Source organism: Pantoea vagans, assembly GCF_001506165.1.
In the GTDB taxonomy this organism is placed as follows: domain Bacteria; phylum Pseudomonadota; class Gammaproteobacteria; order Enterobacterales; family Enterobacteriaceae; genus Pantoea; species Pantoea vagans_C.
This window is the reverse complement of the sequence record NZ_CP011427.1, coordinates 1,370,641-1,387,403: the sequence shown is the minus strand read 5'-3', so window position 1 is coordinate 1,387,403 and position 16,763 is coordinate 1,370,641. Positions and strand designations below refer to the sequence as shown.

Genomic DNA, 16,763 nt, shown 5'->3' with positions numbered 1-16,763 from the left:
TTGTTCATTGTGGGAATCGCATAAGCGAAAATTAAATAAAGGTCGTCATCAATGACGACCCTACAATACGTTCGTATGATTTTCGTAGGGTGCGCATTTATGCGCACCTGGCGATATTAATGTTGACTCAACCACACATCGTAAACGCTTTCCGGCATATGCTTATTACTGCGGAAACCATAACCATGCACGTAACTGGCGGTGGCAAGCTGATCTTCCGGTTCATACAGTGGAACCGCCAACGCCAACTGCGGTAAAGCGCGTTGCTGCAACTCACTGTAATACTGGCGGCGCTGCTTCAAATCCAGCGTCGCGGCGGCTTGATCCAACAGCCCATTGATACTGGCATCATTGACGCGGCTGTAATTAATCGCTCCGCCCTGCGCAATGGGGCGGTAGTGGTTTTCAATATCCACGCCGTCGGTCGGTGTGTTGGAGTTAGCGATGGTGCCAAACTTGCCGCTTTTACGCACGTCCACATAGGTACCGGAATCCACATAGTTGAGTTTGAGATCGATTCCTAACCGTTGACGCGCCTGTGCCTGAATCGCCTGCAACAACACATCTCGCTGGTCGCGTACGGTGGCCTGCGCCTGAATCAACTCAATGCGCAAGCGCTCACCGTTTTTGGTGCGATAGCCCTCACTGTCTCGGGTTTGCCAACCCGCTTCATCCAGCAGTTTGTTAGCGGCAGCAGGGTTGTTGCCGTACTTCCCTTCCAGCTCATTGTTATACAGCGGGTCAATCGGTGACGTGATGCCCCAGGCACGGGTACGCTCGCCGCGATACACCGATTTCAGCAGCGGATCGATCTCCAGCCCCTGCAACAAGGCCTGGCGCACTTTGACATCCTGTGTGGGGCCGTATTCGACGTTGAGGAATAGTGAGTACGGGGTACCAGTATTGAGCGCGTGCTGGTAGGTAAAATCAGGGTTGTCCTTGAATTCACCCGCGTCGTTACCGGAAATGCCTTCAATCGCATCCACCTGACCGGAGAGCAACGCCCCGGTGCGCACCGAGGATTCCGGCAAGAAACGATAGGTGACACGATCGAGATAGGCCGGTCCCTGATGTTTCGCGGTGGCCGGTGCCCAGTGGTAATTCGGGTTCTTCACAAAAGTAACCTGCTGGCCCTTCTCGTAACTTTGCAGGATAAACGGCCCGGTACCGGCAATCTCCGTGCCACCCGATTTTAGCTGCGATGATTTCCAACTGGAGGGGGAAAGGATTTGCAGCCCCGCCGCGAAGGAGAGGAACGGTGAATAGACCGATTTCAGTGTAATCACCACCGTGTGATCGTCGGGCGTTTCAATCTTGTCGATGTGCGATCCCATCAGGCACAGGCTGGTACCGGCGCAGTACTGCGCCACCTGAGTTTGGCGAAAGTTTTCGGCCACGGCGTTGGCATCCAGCTTTTCGCCGTTGGAGAACGTCACATCGCGGCGCAGATTGAAGCGCAAGGTTTTACCATCCTCGCTGGCTTGATAGCTCTCCGCCAGCCACGGCACAAAACTGCCGTCTGGACGGCGGGCCAGCAGCGATTCCCAGAAGTTGCGCAGCGTGATTTCGGCTTTGTCCTGCCCGTTAAGTTGCGGGTTGAAGGTGGTGGGTTCAGTTTCGACACCGACCGTCAGACTACCGCCGCTAACCGGTTTATCGGCAGCAACGGCATTGCCCAGCAGGCAGGCGAAACCCAGAGCCAGAGTAATTGCGTTCGCTTTCATATTATCCTTGGTGATTGCAGGTGTTATTTTAAATAGCCGCATACCGGCTTGATTTATATTTCCCGCTGAATTATTAAAATTCGGATAAATAAATGTAAAACGACAATATTGGCTATCGATGTGATGAAATGGTTTAAAGGAAACAAACGAAATAAATTACGCTTCAACGCTCGTAGGGTCGCCATTTATGGCGACCTAAAACCCTGTGCGCATGAATGCGCACCCTACGGATCGATATCTGAAATGATATTTTGTGGCGGCATCCCTGCCGCCCAAAAAATCACACCGCACGCGCGGCAATAATCCCCTCGGCCACATTGCGTGGCGCTTCGGCGTAATGCGCGAACTCCATGCTGTAGGTCGCGCGACCTTGAGACATGGATCGCAGCGTGGTGGCGTAGCCAAACATCTCTGACAGCGGCACTTCGGCACGGATGATACGCGCACCAAAGCGCTCGTCCATGCCTTGCAGCGTACCGCGACGCGATGACAGGTCACCCATCACACCACCTGCATACTCCTCTGGCGTTTCCACTTCCACCTGCATCACCGGTTCAAGAATCACCGGATCGGCCTGTTTAGCTGCGGCTTTAAAACCAAAAATCGCCGCCATGCGGAAGGCCATTTCCGAGGAGTCCACCTCATGGTAGGAACCGAACGTCAGCGTGGCTTTAAGATCCACCACCGGATAACCCGCCAGCACGCCACTGTTCAGCGCTTCACGAATTCCCTTCTCCACCGAAGGAATAAACTCGCGCGGCACCACCCCGCCTTTGGTGGCATCTTCAAAGGTAAAACCGGCACCGGCAGCCTGCGGTTCCAGCGTCAACACCACGTGACCATACTGGCCTTTACCGCCCGATTGACGCACAAACTTGCCTTCCACATCGCGTACCGTTTTGCGGATGGTTTCGCGATAGGTGACCTGCGGGCGACCAATGTTGGCTTCCACGCCAAACTCACGCTTCATGCGGTCAACAATGATCTCCAGATGTAACTCGCCCATACCCGAGATGATGGTCTGGCCTGACTCCTCATCAGTGTGCAGGCGGAACGACGGATCTTCTGCCGCTAACCGCTGCAACGCCAGGCCCATCTTTTCCTGATCGCTCTTGGTTTTCGGCTCGATCGACAATGAAATCACCGGGTCCGGGAACTCCATGCGTTCCAGGGTGATCACCGCATTGGGATCACACAGGGTTTCACCGGTGGTGACCTCTTTTAATCCCACACAGGCAGCAATATCACCGGCACGAATTTCTTCGATTTCGATGCGATCGTTGGCCTGCATCTGCACAATTCGGCCGATACGCTCTTTACGCCCTTTCACTGCATTCCACACGCTGTCACCCTTGCGCAGCACGCCAGAATAGACGCGCACGAAGGTGAGCTGGCCCACGTAGGGATCGCTCATCAGTTTGAACGCCAGTGCAGAGAACGGCTCATCATCATCCGCATGACGTTCATCGTGCTCACCCTTCTCATTCACACCGGCCACCGGTGGCACATCGAGTGGTGAGGGCATCAGCTCAATCACCGCATCCAGCATGCGCTGCACGCCTTTGTTCTTAAAGGCACTGCCACACAGCATCGGCTGGATCTCACCCACCAGCGTGCGCTGACGCAGCCCCGCAATCACCTCTTCTTCGCTGAGATCGCCCTGCTCCAGATAACGATCCATTAAGGCTTCACTGGCTTCCGCCGCTGCCGCCACCATGTTTTCACGCCATTCGGCCGCCAGCGCCTGCAGCTCCTCTGGAATTGGTGCGTAGCTGAAGGTCATGCCCTGGCTGGCATCATCCCAGTAGATAGCGCGCATCTTGTTGAGGTCCACCACACCGCTGAAGTGATCTTCTGCGCCAATCGGAATCACAATCGGCACCGGATTGGCATGCAGGCGATCTTTCATCATCTGCACCACGCGGAAGAAGTCCGCACCCTGGCGGTCCATCTTGTTGACGAAGGCAATGCGCGGCACGTGGTACTTGTTGGCCTGACGCCATACGGTTTCCGACTGTGGCTGCACGCCACCGACGGCGTCATACACCATCACGGCACCGTCCAGCACGCGCATGGACCGCTCCACTTCGATGGTGAAATCCACGTGTCCGGGGGTGTCGATGATATTGATGCGGTGCGGCGTAAAGCTGCCATCCATACCCGGCCAGAAGCAGCTCACCGCTGCCGAGGTAATGGTAATACCACGCTCCTGCTCCTGTGCCATCCAGTCGGTGGTTGCCGCGCCATCGTGCACTTCACCTAACTTATGGCTCATTCCGGTGTAAAACAGGATGCGCTCAGTGGTGGTGGTTTTACCGGCATCGATGTGCGCGGAGATGCCGATGTTGCGATAACGTTCGATAGGTAGGGGTCGGGGCATGATGCGTCCTTAGTCTGTTCGACTGAAAAAGTGGGCGAGCACCATTGCCCGCCGCTGCGCAACAGCATAGACCTATTGTACGAGTAAACACGAACAGTTTGAGCCTTTTTCGCACAATCTGTTCACTCCATCTTCGCATCCCGCAACCGCCAGGCACTGAACGCCGAGAGCAGTGCCATAAACACCATATAGCCAATTACCCAGCCGTAGCCCTCGCCGCTGACCAGCAGCGCCGTGGCGATCATCGGTGATAATCCGCCGCCGAGAATCGGCCCGATCTGCTGGACTAAGGACAAACCGCTATAGCGAACCCGCGCCGGAAACAGCGACGAGAAGAAGGCTCCCTGAGCGCCAAAGGTGCTGCCGTGCCCTAGCGCTAAGCCCAGTGCGATAGCGAGATAAATCAGGGGAAGTTGCCCGCTGGCTAACATCAGCATAAAAGGCCATGCCAGTATGGCCTGCGCCATCATGCCGCCAATATAAACGCGTTTTTTACCATAGCGATCGGCCATACGACCAAACAGCGGTAAGGTGAAACACTCCAGCAAGCAGGCCAGCAGAATGCCGTACAGGATGATTTGACTCTTCATGCCCAGCACGTTGACGCAGTAGCTAATGGCGAATACCGCATAGATGTTGAACAGTCCGCTTTCAGCAATTTTGGCACCAATGCCCAGCACCACATCGCGGGTGTGATGGCGCAGCGCCTCCAGCACCGGCACTTTTGCCTGTGTTCCGTCACGCTTCATGCGTTTGAAAGCCGGCGTTTCCTCAATCTGGCTGCGAATAAACATCCCTACCCCTAACAGCACCACGCTGAGCAGGAACGGCACACGCCAACCCCAGCTGAGAAAATCGGCCTCATCCAGCGCCACATTGAGCACGGTGATAAAAATTATCGGCAACAGAAAACCCGCAGGTACGCCGATATGCACCAGTGAACTGTAAAAGCCACGCCGTTCAGGCGGGGCGTGTTCGACCACCATGGTCATCCCGCCGCCATATTCACCGCCAATGCCAATGCCTTGCAGACAGCGTAATACCACCAGCGCAATCGGTGCCCACACGCCAATCTGTGCGTAAGGCGGGATCAAACCAATCAGGAAGGTGCCGAGGCCCATGATGATCAGCGTCATCATTAACGCGAACTTACGGCCAATGCGATCGCCAAAATGGCCGAACAGCACGCCACCTAAAGGACGTGCGCAGTAGCCAACAAAATAAGTCGCAAAGGCCGCCAGGCTGCCTACCAGCGGTGATTCACCGGGAAAGAAAATTTTGTTGAACACCAGCGCGGTCGCGGTGGTGTAGAGCGTGAAGTCGTAGTACTCAATAATGGTACCCATCACACTGGCCGTGACGATTTTACGCATTTCTCCGCGCGTGGCGGTGCGACTGACCGCCGCGTGGGCGGTCAATGGTTGTGAGTGCATGCTGAACTCCCGACGTAGGATTGAGGTTTAGTCGAGGCGGCAACCGCGGGTCTCCGGACCCAGCCACACGGAAACAACGGTGATGATGCTTAAAACAATCATGTAGGACGCCACCGCGCCATAGTGGCCACCGGACCAGAGCAGCAAGCTACTGGCGATGATCGGGGCCAAACCGCCGGCAAAGATCGAGGAGATTTCGCGCGACATCGAGATCGCAGTCACGCGGGTTTTGCCATCAAACAATTCGGCGAACCATGCCGCCTGCACCGAGAACATCGAGTAATTGGCGAGGGAGATCATCACGACCATTGCGCCGATGATCAGCCAGGGATTGCCGCTGTTCAGCAGCCAAAAGTACGGGAACATCCCCAGGCCAAAGAGCAATGCTCCCCCGATATACACCGGTTTGCGGCCGATTCGGTCCGAAAGTGCACCGAACAGCGGGATAGTGATACAGCCTATTCCCGACCCCAGCAGTACGCCTGCGACCGGAATGGCACTGCTGACGTGCAGCGATTGCGTGACATAAGAGATGGTCCACACCTGCAGGAAGAAACCGGCGGTGTTTTCCGCCATGCGTGCACCCAGCGCCACAAAGAAATGACGACGCTGGTTTTGCCACACCGAAACAAAGGGTGCCCGCTCCAGCTTCTGCTCTGCCGCCAGCTTGCGGAATACCGGGGATTCCGTGACATACAGGCGTATTGCGCCACCCACAAACACCGCCACAATGCTGAGCAGGAAGGGAATGCGCCATCCCCAGCTGACGAAATCCTCCTGCGGCAGCTGTTGCGCCAGGGCAAACGCAGAGGCCGACAGCAATACGCCACAGCCGATGCCCACCCCCGACCAACTGGCGTAAAAACCACGACGATGTGCAGGTGCTTTCTCGGCATTCAGCGTAATCGCCGAACTGAATTCTGCCCCTGCTCCAAAGCCCTGCAGCAGACGGAGTAAGGTCAACAACAGCGGCGCGGCAATGCCAATGCTGGCATAGCCCGGCAACAGGCCAATTGCTGTGGTGCTGACGCCCATCAGGATAAGGGTGCCGATCAATACCGGACGCCGACCATATTTATCACCGATATAGCCCCAGAACAGCCCGCCAATCGGACGCACCAGAAAGCCAACGCCATAGCTGGCAAAAGCCGCCAGCGTTCCGCTCAATGGTGACAGTGAGGGAAAGAATAAGTGATTAAAGATTAATGCCGCCGCCGTGCCGTACAGATAAAAATCGTACCACTCTAACGCGGTGCCAATCAGTGAGGAGATCAGCGTCAGCCTGAGTTGGCGTTGAGTCAGTTCCGGGCGCGCGCGGGTCTCTTCCGCCGTCGCGAGTTGCGATGTTGCATCCATGGTGTCACTCCTGAAAAGTCAGACCGGTAGACGGTGACGCAACGCCAGGCCATACATGCCCGCCGATATCAGCGCCATAAATCCCGCCAGCATCAAAGCCGGCACAAATCCGCCAAAATGATCCACAACAATCCCGGTGACCACGGGCGCAAACGCCCCGCCAAGAAAGCCGCCAAAATTCTGAATACTGCCTACGGAAGCCACCCATTTTTTGGTGGTAACCACTTCTGCCGCCAGCGTCCAGTAGTTACCGGACGACAGGCTATAAGTGAACATCCCTAAGGTCAGCATGATCACCGCCAGCGCCGCCCCATCCACCAACGCGGTGATAAACATCGCGCCCGCCGTCAGCAATGCGGCACCGGCAATGGTATAGCGACGGGCGTTAAAAGGATCGAACCCTTTGCGCACCAGACGATCGGAGAACCTCCCGCCGATCAACACCGCCACGCCACCGGCAATATAGGGTAACGCGGAGAGCCAGCCCGCGCGGCTCAGGGTAAAACCCTGCGCCTGTTGCAGATAGGTGGGCAACCAACCGATGTAAAACCAGAAAACATACTGTAGACAGAAACCACCGATCACCATGTACCAGACCGAAGCATGCCTGAAAAGCCCGCCCCACTCGCGTACCGTGACACGTGGCGCGTCTGCCGCCTGTTGCGCCGTGGCCTGTCCTTCCCGGATATAGCGCAACTCATCTTTATGCAACCACGGATGTTTTTCAGGTTCGCGATACAGCACCAGCCAGCCGATGAGGGCCACGAAACCGATCAAACCCATAATGATAAACATCGCCGGCCAACCAAAGGCCGCCATTAACAGGGTTGAAATCGGCGGAGCCAGCGCTAACCCCACCTGCGTTGCCGCAATATAAGCACTGGTTGCCGCGGCTTTTTCCCGGTCCGGGAACCAGGTGTCCGTGGCTTTTAACGCGCCGGGAAACAGCGGCGCTTCACTGACGCCTAGCGCAATACGCAGGCCAATAAAGGTGCCGACGTTACGGGCAAAGCCGGTGAGAATCGCCACCAGCGACCATAATCCCGCGGCCAGTGCCAACAGGACTTTGACGCCAAAACGGTCCACTGCCCAGCCGGTAGGCAGGTTCATAATCGCGTAGGGCCAGACGAACGCTGAGAGAATGACCCCCATCATTGCGTGGCTGATACCGAGATCCTGCATGATTTGCGGCGCCGCGACCGACAAATTGCCGCGATCGAGATAGTTGGTAATGGTTAACAGAATAATGATGCCTATGATTGCCCAGCGCAGATGGTGTTTTGGTCGCACCACCTCACGTGGCATTTCCCGTGGTGCCGAGGCCGCATCACGTTCGAGTGTAGGGTTGTGGTCAAATTTCATCTTTCTGCACCTCCGCCACGCCCGTTTTCGGCGGGTCGTGGCGTGATTTTTTTATAATGTCCCGCTGTGCGGGGGTGCAAATCAGCGCATCAGACGGTCGAACGCCGCTTTAATATTGGATTTGAGCGCCTCGCTGACCGGATGCATCGGTGGACGTGGCTGATACAGCGGAACCCCTTGCAAGCTTTGGATGTATTTCACGCAGGCAGGAAGATTGTCATGCGGTAACTGGCTCCATAAATCGCTCAGACGGAAATGGATGTCGCGCGCCGTGGCGTGGTCATTCTCTTCCACCGCTTTAAACATGCGGGCAACCACCGAGGGCACCGCACTGGTCAATGCGGAGATAGCCCCCTGGCAACCGATGGCAAAGCCGGGATACAGCAGCGCATCCACGCCGCTGACGATAATCTTCTCTGGACAGCGCAGCAGCAGATCAGAAACGGACTTCAGATCTCCCCCGCTCTGTTTCATCCCCACTACGCCAGGGACTTCATCCATGATGCGATTCATCAGATCGAGACTCAGGTAATTCCAGGGGATGACGTTGTAAATCAGAATTGGCGTTTGCGTCGCTTCGTAAATTTCGCGGAAATGACGCACGGTGGCGTCATCATCGGGCTTGAACAGGTAGTGCACTGGCGTAACCTGCAGCGCATCCAGCTTCATCCCTTCCAGCATTTTCACGCGTGCAATCGCCTGGCGGGTGCTGTTAACAATCAACCCGGCGACGAAAGGCACGCGGCCATTGTTGGCCTCATAGGCTTCGGTCATGGCCTGGCGAAACTCTTCATCAGAGAGCGTGTGGCCTTCCCCTGTACTGCCGCCCACCACTATCGCACTGGCACCCGAGTTGATGATGAAGTCGATCTGCTGTTTCAGGCCGCCACGCACCAACTCACCTTCGGCGTTGAAGGGCATGGTAATTGGCGGCAAGACGCCGCGCAGTTTAGCTTTCAGTTCTTTAGCCTGGCTTGCAATCTGCTGACTCATTTTCTGCTCCTGTCTCTCAAGACGCTGATTAAAGCGAGAACGACTCGCGGTAATCAATTAATGTGAGACAATGAAATATTGATCAACACCAAATCTCTCATTGTGGAATTAAGATCACATATCAAGATCAAATTTCATTCAACTCATTAACTATCACCTGTCCACCCTCAAATCTCAACAACTTGAAATATATCGATTAATTTCACATTGAGAGTCATTAATGATGATTGAGTTGATTGGGAAGGCGAACAGACACCCACTTTACAATGAGGATTAATGCAAACATATTAACAAGCATATCCCACATTATGAGATTAAAACCGAATAGCAATCAACTTGAGGATGGCAGGCTCACTAAAAGGCGCTATTCTGGCGCAAGTGTCTCAGTATAAGAGCCGGAATATCGGAATACTGTGAACTGAGCGAGTGCACGAAGCACGCTTCACTGTTGCTGATCTAGAGGTGGGTATGAGTACAAATAGCGGAACCGAGGCGGAGAAACTGAATCAGGCATCGATTAAAAGCCTGACCAAGGTCCTGCAAATTCTGGAGTGTTTTTCACAGCGTGACGCCAATTTAACCCCGGCGGAAATTGCCACACGCACCGGATTACCGCGCGCGACAACGCACCGGTTGGTGTCGTCATTGCGTGATATTGGCCTGCTGGAACAGAACGGCAAACGCGAAACTTACAAGCTGGGCATGAAGCTGTTTCAGCTGGGAAATTTGGTGATTCAAAACCTGGATCTTGATAGCCATGCGCGTCCTTATGCCGCGCAACTGCAGTTGATTACCGGCGAAAGCACGCACATGTGCATTTTCGATGGTGCACAGATGGCGTTTGTCGAACGCCAGGAGATGACCAGCACCGGCAATACCACCATTACCCGGATTGAAGCGGCATTGGTGCACTGCACCAGCGTGGGCAAGGCGTTCCTGGCCTGGCAGTCACCCCGGTTGATTCGCAAAATCATCGCCGATTCGTTGCCACAGCGCACGGCTTACACCATTACCGATGGCGAGGCGCTGGAAGCAGAACTGGCGCGTATTCGCGAACGCGGCTACGCGCTGGACTTGCAAGAGAACGAACTGAATGTGCACTGCATCGGCGCACCGGTGCGCGCAGCTAACGGCCAGGTTTTCGCGGCGATCAGCGTATCCGGTGCAGCTGAGCGTCTGCCGCTGGCACGTCTGGAAGGTCTTTCAGGCTTGGTAATGGAAATGGCTAACAAGATATCGCTGGAGCTGGGATGGACACCCTCTCGCCCGGCGGCCTCAGCTTCAATCACAACCCGCCGTGGCGATCTTCCTGCACAGCCCGAATAGTGCAACTCGCTGCCTGGTGGAATCTTTAACAGAGGAGGATGCATGATGCTCAGTGGAGTACTCTTTATTGGTACACAACGCCAGCGCGGCGGCGCCCACGCTTTTAAGGCTTTCGATCCCACATTAAATCAGGCGTTGGTCCCGGACTTCTATGAAGCCGATGAGGAACAAATCGACGCGGCCTGCCGATTGGCTGCGGCAGCTTTTATCCCTTACAGCCAGCGCGACCTCGCCGTGCGTGCCCGTTTCTTGCGCCAGATTGGCGAAAATATCGCGGCACTGGGTGATGAACTGATAGAACGCGCGATGCAGGAAACAGCCTTACCGCGCGCCCGCATTGAAGGCGAACGCGGGCGCACCATTGGCCAGCTTAATCTGTTTGCCGATGTGGTAGAGCAAGGTGCATTTCAGGGGGCCATTATCGAACCCGCGCTGCCTGATCGCCGGCCCCTGCCTCGCCCTGATCTGCGTCAACGCCAGGTTGCCCTGGGGCCGGTGGCCGTGTTCGGTGCCAGTAATTTCCCGCTGGCGTTTTCGGTGGCCGGTGGCGATACCGCATCTGCACTGGCCGCTGGCTGCCCGGTGGTGGTGAAGGCCCATCCGGCACATCCCGGAACCAGTGAACTAGTGGCACGAGCCATCAGCCAGGCCGTACTGCAATCTGAACTGCCAGCAGGCGTATTTTCAATGCTGCACGGCACTTCAGTGCAAAGTGGCAGCGCGCTGGTACAACATCCCGCAATCTGTGCCGTGGGCTTTACCGGTTCACGCCAGGGTGGCCTGGCGCTATTGCAGCAGGCACAACAGCGTCCACGCCCGGTTCCGCTCTATGCCGAAATGAGCAGCATCAACCCGATGTTATTGCTGCCCGGCGCATTACAACAACGTGCAGAAAAACTCGCGCAGGGGTTTATCGATTCGCTGACGCTGGGCTGCGGCCAGTTCTGCACCAATCCTGGCGTGGTGCTGGCCTGTGAAGGCGAAGACTTTGACCGCTTTGTGCAGCACGCCAGCAACGCCTTGCGATTAAAACCCAGCGCGACGATGTTAACGCCCGCCATCGCTGATGCCTGCGAACAGCATACTGCTGTGCTGAGTGCATTAGCGGGTGTTGAGCGGCTGGCGAACGGGCAAGAAAAACAGGGCCCGAATCAGGGACAACCGCATTTGTTTACCGCCAGTGCACGCGATTTTATCCAGGAACCTCGCATGCAAAATGAGGTATTTGGCCCGGTATCGTTGCTGGTGCGCTGTGCCGATCAGGAGGAAATGTTCGCCGCGCTGCAGGCACTGCAGGGGCAACTCACTATTACGCTACATTTGGAACAGCAAGATCAGAGGCTGGCTGCCAGCTTGCTGCCGCTGCTGGAGCAACGCGCTGGACGCATTCTCGCGAATGGTTTCCCAACCGGCGTGGACGTGGGTTATGCCATGGTGCATGGCGGCCCCTTCCCCGCAACCAGTGATAGCCGTACTACCTCGGTCGGTGCCACGGCGATTCAACGCTTCCTGCGCCCGGTCTGTTATCAAGACCTGCCCAACGCGCTGCTGCCGCAATCTGTGCAAAATTAAACATTTGATGGCTGGAAACCCTCGCCGCTGCGATTTATGGTAAGGGTTTCACTCTCAACGGGAAATCTAACCATGCGCATTCTGGTTGTCGGCGCCGGTGCCACCGGCGGGTATTTCGGTGCACGTCTGGCGCAAGCAGGACGTGATGTGACTTTTCTGGTGCGCGAGCGCCGTTTTCAGCAACTGCAGCAAACGGGCCTGGTGCTGAAAACGCCGGGTGGCACGGAAGTGCTTCAGCCACAGCTGGCGCTAACCGGTAAACTTGAGGGTCAGTTCGACCTGATTATCCTGACGGTGAAAAGCTTTGGTCTGGAGCAGGCGATCGAAGATATCGCCTCGTCTGTCGGGCCAGAGACGCTGATCATGCCGATTCTCAATGGCATGCGCCATATCGATACGCTGCGTGCGCGATTTGGCGACAAGGTGATTGGCGGGCTGTGCAAGATCAACGCCACGCTGGGCGATCAGGGCGAGGTGGTGCAGATGACGCCGCTGCATATTCTCTACTATGGCGCACTCGATGGGCAGAATGATGCGCGCCTGCAACGCCTGGATGAGACGCTGAAGGTGGCGCAGTTCGATACCGTGTTTGCCGATAACATCATCAGCGAGCTTTGGGAGAAGTGGCTGCTGCTGAGCACGCTGGGTGCGGTGTGCTGTATTGCGCGCGGTAATACCCAGCAGGTGCTGCGTTCACACGGCGGTGAAGCGCTGTTACAGGGTATCTTCGCCGAAGTGCTGTCGGTGATCAGCGCTGATGGCTATCAGGCGCGCCCAGCGGTGACCGCGAAGATTTATGAGACGCTGAATAACCCACAGGTGGCGATGACCTCCTCCATGTATCGCGATCTGACGCAAGGTTATGAAATTGAGGCGGATCAGGTGATTGGCGATCTGTTGGTGCGCGGCGCACGCAGTGGCGTCGTAACGCCTTTGCTGAATGCGGTGTATGTGAACTTGCAGGTGTATTTGCAGAACCGCGCGTAGGTGTGTTGAGCCTGGTGCGCATAAATGCGCACCCTACAACATTTGTAGGGTCACCATTAATGGTGACCTGGTGCTCAGAGGCGCGTTTGCACACCCGGCAGCTGCATCAACCGCTGCCAACCTGCTTCCACCTCTTCGGGGATATCGACGTGTCCAAGGAATCCTTTGCCGCGCGGACCGTAGCCGTTTTCGTCATCGCGTAGACGTTGAATTTCCCCCATCAGTAATGAGAGAAAACGCTCCATTGACCACAACCCCTGCGGTGGTGCACCAATGATGCGCAACATGCCTGCATCCATCATCACCTGTGGGGTAAACACCGGCCAGCTAATAAATTCTGGTGCGTCGGCGCGGTCGCGCCACTGGTAGCGGAACGTTTCCCAGGTTCGGCGCTGCATCAAGGGGTCCTGCACCAGCAATACGTGCTGCGGCTGCCAGTCTTGCTCATCCAGCAATTTTTGGCTGAAGGCTGCATTCTCTCCGCAGTTACGTGAGGCGGTTTCCAGCAGCAGTTGATCGTCTGGCAGTGCAGCAAAAATCTGCGCCATCTCACCCAGCAGTTCGGCTTCACTTTTGCCTTGGGTAGCGATCTGTCGGTAAAGCGGATGGCTGGCGATCATCTGCGCCAGCAGCGTGGTGGAGTGACCGATACCGCCGCTGATCAGCAGCGGTAATTGATACTTTTTCGCCAGCGCAATCACGCCCTCGACATTGGGCAGGACCGCATGACCGGCAAGAATCGCCAGATCGACCTCCAGCGTACCGTCCACGGGCATGTGGTCGAGCGCCAGCCAGGCCGCCAGCGTATTGATGTCCTGAATCTGTTGGTCATTGAGCTGCATCGCATTCTCCTCGCGTTAACCTTGGCAGTGTAGCGGCTTAACTCCGCGACAGCAGAGAAAAATTTGCTACACTCGCCGCTATCAGATTCAGGAGAGTTTATGACTGCGCGTTCCGTTACCCTCGATGATGTCGCTCAACTGGCGGGGGTTTCTTATCAGACCGTTTCCCGTGTGCTTAACCATTCCGTGCAGGTCTCGCCGCGCACGCGCGCCAAGGTCGAGGCGGCGATGCAGCAGCTCAACTATGTGCCGAACCGTGTGGCGCAACAGCTGGCGGGCAAAGCCACCCGCACCATCGGGTTGGCCACCAGCGATCTGGCGCTGATGGCACCTGCGCAGATTGCTTCCGCCATTCAGCAACGTGCCGCCGCGCGCGGATACCATCTGGTGATTGCCATGGCGAACGCAACGGGAAGCGCCCAGGATACGGTGAATGAACTGCTGGCCCAGCGCGTGGACGCCCTGTTGATTAACCTACCGCTGGATGCCGCGCAGGCTGCTCAGGTGCAGCAGCAGTGCGGCAGCAAACCCACGCTGTTTCTCGATGTCGAACAGCATGCTGCTGTGGCGCAGTGCCAGTATCAAAGCGATTTAGGGGCGCAGCAGGCGGTGGAACATCTTGTTGCACTCGGCCATCAACAGATTGGCGTGCTGAACGGCCCTACCCGCTCAGCGTCCGCTCGTGCGCGCTTCCAGGCCTGGCAGCAGGCGCTGGCGTCACATCAGCTGGAAGCAAGCTGTGTACTTTACGGCGACTGGAGTGCGGCCTCAGGCTATCAGGCACTGTTGCAGCTATTGCCGGATCGCTTACCGCAAGCGCTGCTGGTTGCCAACGATCAAATGGCGCTGGGGGCGATGCGCGCCCTGCATCAGCATGGGGTGAACATTCCAGCCGAGATGTCGATCATCGGCTACGACGATACTGCCGAGAGCGCCTGGTATCAGCCGCCGCTCACCACGGTACGGCAGGATTTGCAGCAGTTAGGGGCCGTGAGTGTCGATCGTTTACTGGCAGAACTGGATGGTGATGCACAACAGGCGATAGCGCTGGAGACCGAACTGGTATTGCGTGAGACGACAGCGTCGCCGATGCAGACCGGTGTGGATGTGATTGAGATTGCCGAGCAGTTGCAGGTGTTAGCGCGGAAATTAAAAAGGTCGCCGTAAACGGCGACCCTGAAAATTTATTGCGGTTTTGGTTCGCCCATCGCTTTCAGTTTCTTCGACAGCTCGCGGCGCTCTTTAGACAAGTCCGCGTTTTTGATGATGTATTCATCAACGCGGTCTTCATAGTCCACGCGCATAGATGCAATGATTTCCTGAATCGCTTCTACGCTCATGCCGGGTTTGATGTACTCGCTCAGGTTGTCCAGCAGCAACACACGTTTCTGGTTATCACGGACTTTCTTCTCGTTATCCACGATTTCGCGCTGCAGTTTGTTTTTACGACGAAACATACGCACAAACTCCAGTACGTCCTGAAATGATTGCTTGGCATTTTCCATGTTGGCACCTTTCTTTGAGCCTGCCGCGGCAGGCGGAATAGTCATGAGCTACAGCTTAGCGGCTTGCTAGCCTGGTTCGCAATTTTCACAGCTAATTTCGGACTGGCACTTATCTTAGCGCAAAGAAAGGGTGATTCACATTAAGTCATTGCCTGAGAAAACTATTTGCGCAATGCCAGTCGTACCAGGTCTGTCATCCGCTCCAACTGACGCGCCTGTTCCAGACTCAGCCACACATAGCCATAGATGGCCGTGGTCTCCAGCCGCCCGCTGCGGTTGGCAATCAACTGCTCCAGCTCTTGGGTGATCTCTTCCAGTTGATGGCTATTGGCGATCACCTGCTCCGTCTCCCCTTTTACCATCAAGGTCGCCAGCGCGTTGAGCGTGTCTTCCGTCATTTTCTGGCTGCGGCGCAGTGCCGGGGCATTGAGCAGCAGTAAGTGACTCTCACGCGATGACCACCACGCATCAATTTGCATCTGCATGGTGTTAACCATATTACGGTTAATGGTCTGTATGGCTTCAAACACCGATTTTGGAATGCGCGTCTCTTTACTGGCCGGCTCCAGCAGCGAGCGCATCTTGATCACGCTGGTTAACTGCTTCTGAAACGGCTTGTTTAAACGCGGTTTTTCCAACAGGTTGGCGGAGAACCCGGTGTGATGCAGCTTGGCCATCGCCAGAAACGAATCAGACAGCTGAATGCGCCAGTGGGTAAAAGCCCGCTGCGCCAGAATTGCGCTGAACAGCAACGCCATCACCGAACCCAGAATCACATCCCCGCCGCGCCACAGTGCCACGGTAAAATCTCCGGCGGGAGCACCCACCACCACGCCCAGTGTGATACCGATCAGCAGCGCCATATAGGGGTGTTTCCCCAGCGTCAGATAGCCGCAGATGATCATCACCACAAAGCACCATGAGAGCATCATCGGCAGCGATAACAACTCTAACTTGAGCGCAATCAGGCCCGATGCCAGACCGGCAAAGGTGCCGCTGATACGCTGAATGACGCGCGGGAAGACATTCCCCCAAGTGGAGATCGGCCCCATCACCACCACCAGTGTAATCAGCGGCCAGGTGCCTTCAGGGATATCCGTCAGTCGAACAAACAGAAAACAGAGCACAAAGGCAATAGCGATGCGCACGCCATGCACGGCACGGTAGTGGCGATAGAACCAGAATTCAATCGGCGATATAGGCTTGTCAGCACGTAACATGATGGTCCGGGAGCGATAAAAATTTGCGCGCTATGTTACCCTGGCACGACACGAACATTGAGT

The 16,763-nt window shown here is 56.1% G+C and carries 13 protein-coding genes; 4 read left to right on the top strand and 9 right to left on the bottom strand.

Features of this window, described 5'->3' with window-relative positions:
* Positions 1-116: 116 nt before the first annotated feature.
* The 6 genes from LK04_RS06390 to LK04_RS06365 form a co-directional block, all read right to left on the bottom strand.
* Entirely contained in the window at positions 117-1,724 is a 1,608-nt protein-coding gene (locus tag LK04_RS06390; RefSeq protein ID WP_039335129.1) for an ABC transporter substrate-binding protein, read from the bottom strand.
* Positions 1,725-2,004: 280 nt separating this feature from the next.
* On the bottom strand, positions 2,005-4,104 hold the full coding sequence (fusA, locus tag LK04_RS06385) for an elongation factor G (RefSeq protein ID WP_059109779.1): 2,100 nt from the start codon (positions 4,102-4,104) through the stop codon (positions 2,005-2,007).
* 122 nt (positions 4,105-4,226) lie between these two features.
* On the bottom strand, positions 4,227-5,537 hold the full coding sequence (locus tag LK04_RS06380) for an MFS transporter (RefSeq protein ID WP_082678716.1): 1,311 nt from the start codon (positions 5,535-5,537) through the stop codon (positions 4,227-4,229).
* 27 nt (positions 5,538-5,564) lie between these two features.
* On the bottom strand, positions 5,565-6,893 hold the full coding sequence (locus tag LK04_RS06375) for an MFS transporter (protein WP_059109778.1): 1,329 nt from the start codon (positions 6,891-6,893) through the stop codon (positions 5,565-5,567).
* 18 nt (positions 6,894-6,911) lie between these two features.
* On the bottom strand, positions 6,912-8,255 hold the full coding sequence (locus tag LK04_RS06370) for an MFS transporter (protein WP_059109777.1): 1,344 nt from the start codon (positions 8,253-8,255) through the stop codon (positions 6,912-6,914).
* 81 nt (positions 8,256-8,336) lie between these two features.
* Positions 8,337-9,248 (bottom strand): dihydrodipicolinate synthase family protein, encoded by a 912-nt coding sequence (locus LK04_RS06365; RefSeq protein WP_052205889.1) that lies wholly within the window; start codon positions 9,246-9,248, stop codon positions 8,337-8,339.
* Between the two features lie 468 nt (positions 9,249-9,716).
* Between LK04_RS06365 and LK04_RS06360 the strand changes: the two genes are divergently transcribed.
* The 3 genes from LK04_RS06360 to LK04_RS06350 all read left to right on the top strand — a co-directional run bounded on the left by LK04_RS06360 (position 9,717) and on the right by LK04_RS06350 (position 13,133).
* On the top strand, positions 9,717-10,574 hold the full coding sequence (locus LK04_RS06360; protein WP_071885766.1) for an IclR family transcriptional regulator: 858 nt from the start codon (positions 9,717-9,719) through the stop codon (positions 10,572-10,574).
* A gap of 42 nt (positions 10,575-10,616) precedes the next feature.
* Entirely contained in the window at positions 10,617-12,146 is a 1,530-nt protein-coding gene (locus LK04_RS06355) for an aldehyde dehydrogenase (NADP(+)) (protein WP_039327901.1), read from the top strand.
* Positions 12,147-12,218: 72 nt separating this feature from the next.
* Entirely contained in the window at positions 12,219-13,133 is a 915-nt protein-coding gene (locus LK04_RS06350) for a ketopantoate reductase family protein (protein ID WP_039327899.1), read from the top strand.
* Positions 13,134-13,207: 74 nt separating this feature from the next.
* Here the strand turns inward: LK04_RS06350 and LK04_RS06345 are convergent, their stop codons facing one another.
* On the bottom strand, positions 13,208-13,975 hold the full coding sequence (locus LK04_RS06345) for a YdcF family protein (RefSeq protein WP_039327897.1): 768 nt from the start codon (positions 13,973-13,975) through the stop codon (positions 13,208-13,210).
* Positions 13,976-14,074: 99 nt separating this feature from the next.
* On the opposite strand from LK04_RS06345, the gene LK04_RS06340 reads away from it, so the two are divergent.
* A complete protein-coding gene (locus tag LK04_RS06340; RefSeq protein WP_039327895.1) occupies positions 14,075-15,142 on the top strand; it encodes a LacI family DNA-binding transcriptional regulator in 1,068 nt (355 codons plus the stop codon).
* Between the two features lie 17 nt (positions 15,143-15,159).
* Here the strand turns inward: LK04_RS06340 and tmaR are convergent, their stop codons facing one another.
* Both tmaR and LK04_RS06330 read right to left on the bottom strand, forming a co-directional pair.
* On the bottom strand, positions 15,160-15,480 hold the full coding sequence (tmaR, locus tag LK04_RS06335) for a PTS system regulator TmaR (protein WP_034824689.1): 321 nt from the start codon (positions 15,478-15,480) through the stop codon (positions 15,160-15,162).
* 161 nt (positions 15,481-15,641) lie between these two features.
* On the bottom strand, positions 15,642-16,700 hold the full coding sequence (locus LK04_RS06330) for an FUSC family protein (protein WP_039327893.1): 1,059 nt from the start codon (positions 16,698-16,700) through the stop codon (positions 15,642-15,644).
* Between the last annotated feature and the right edge of the window lie 63 nt (positions 16,701-16,763).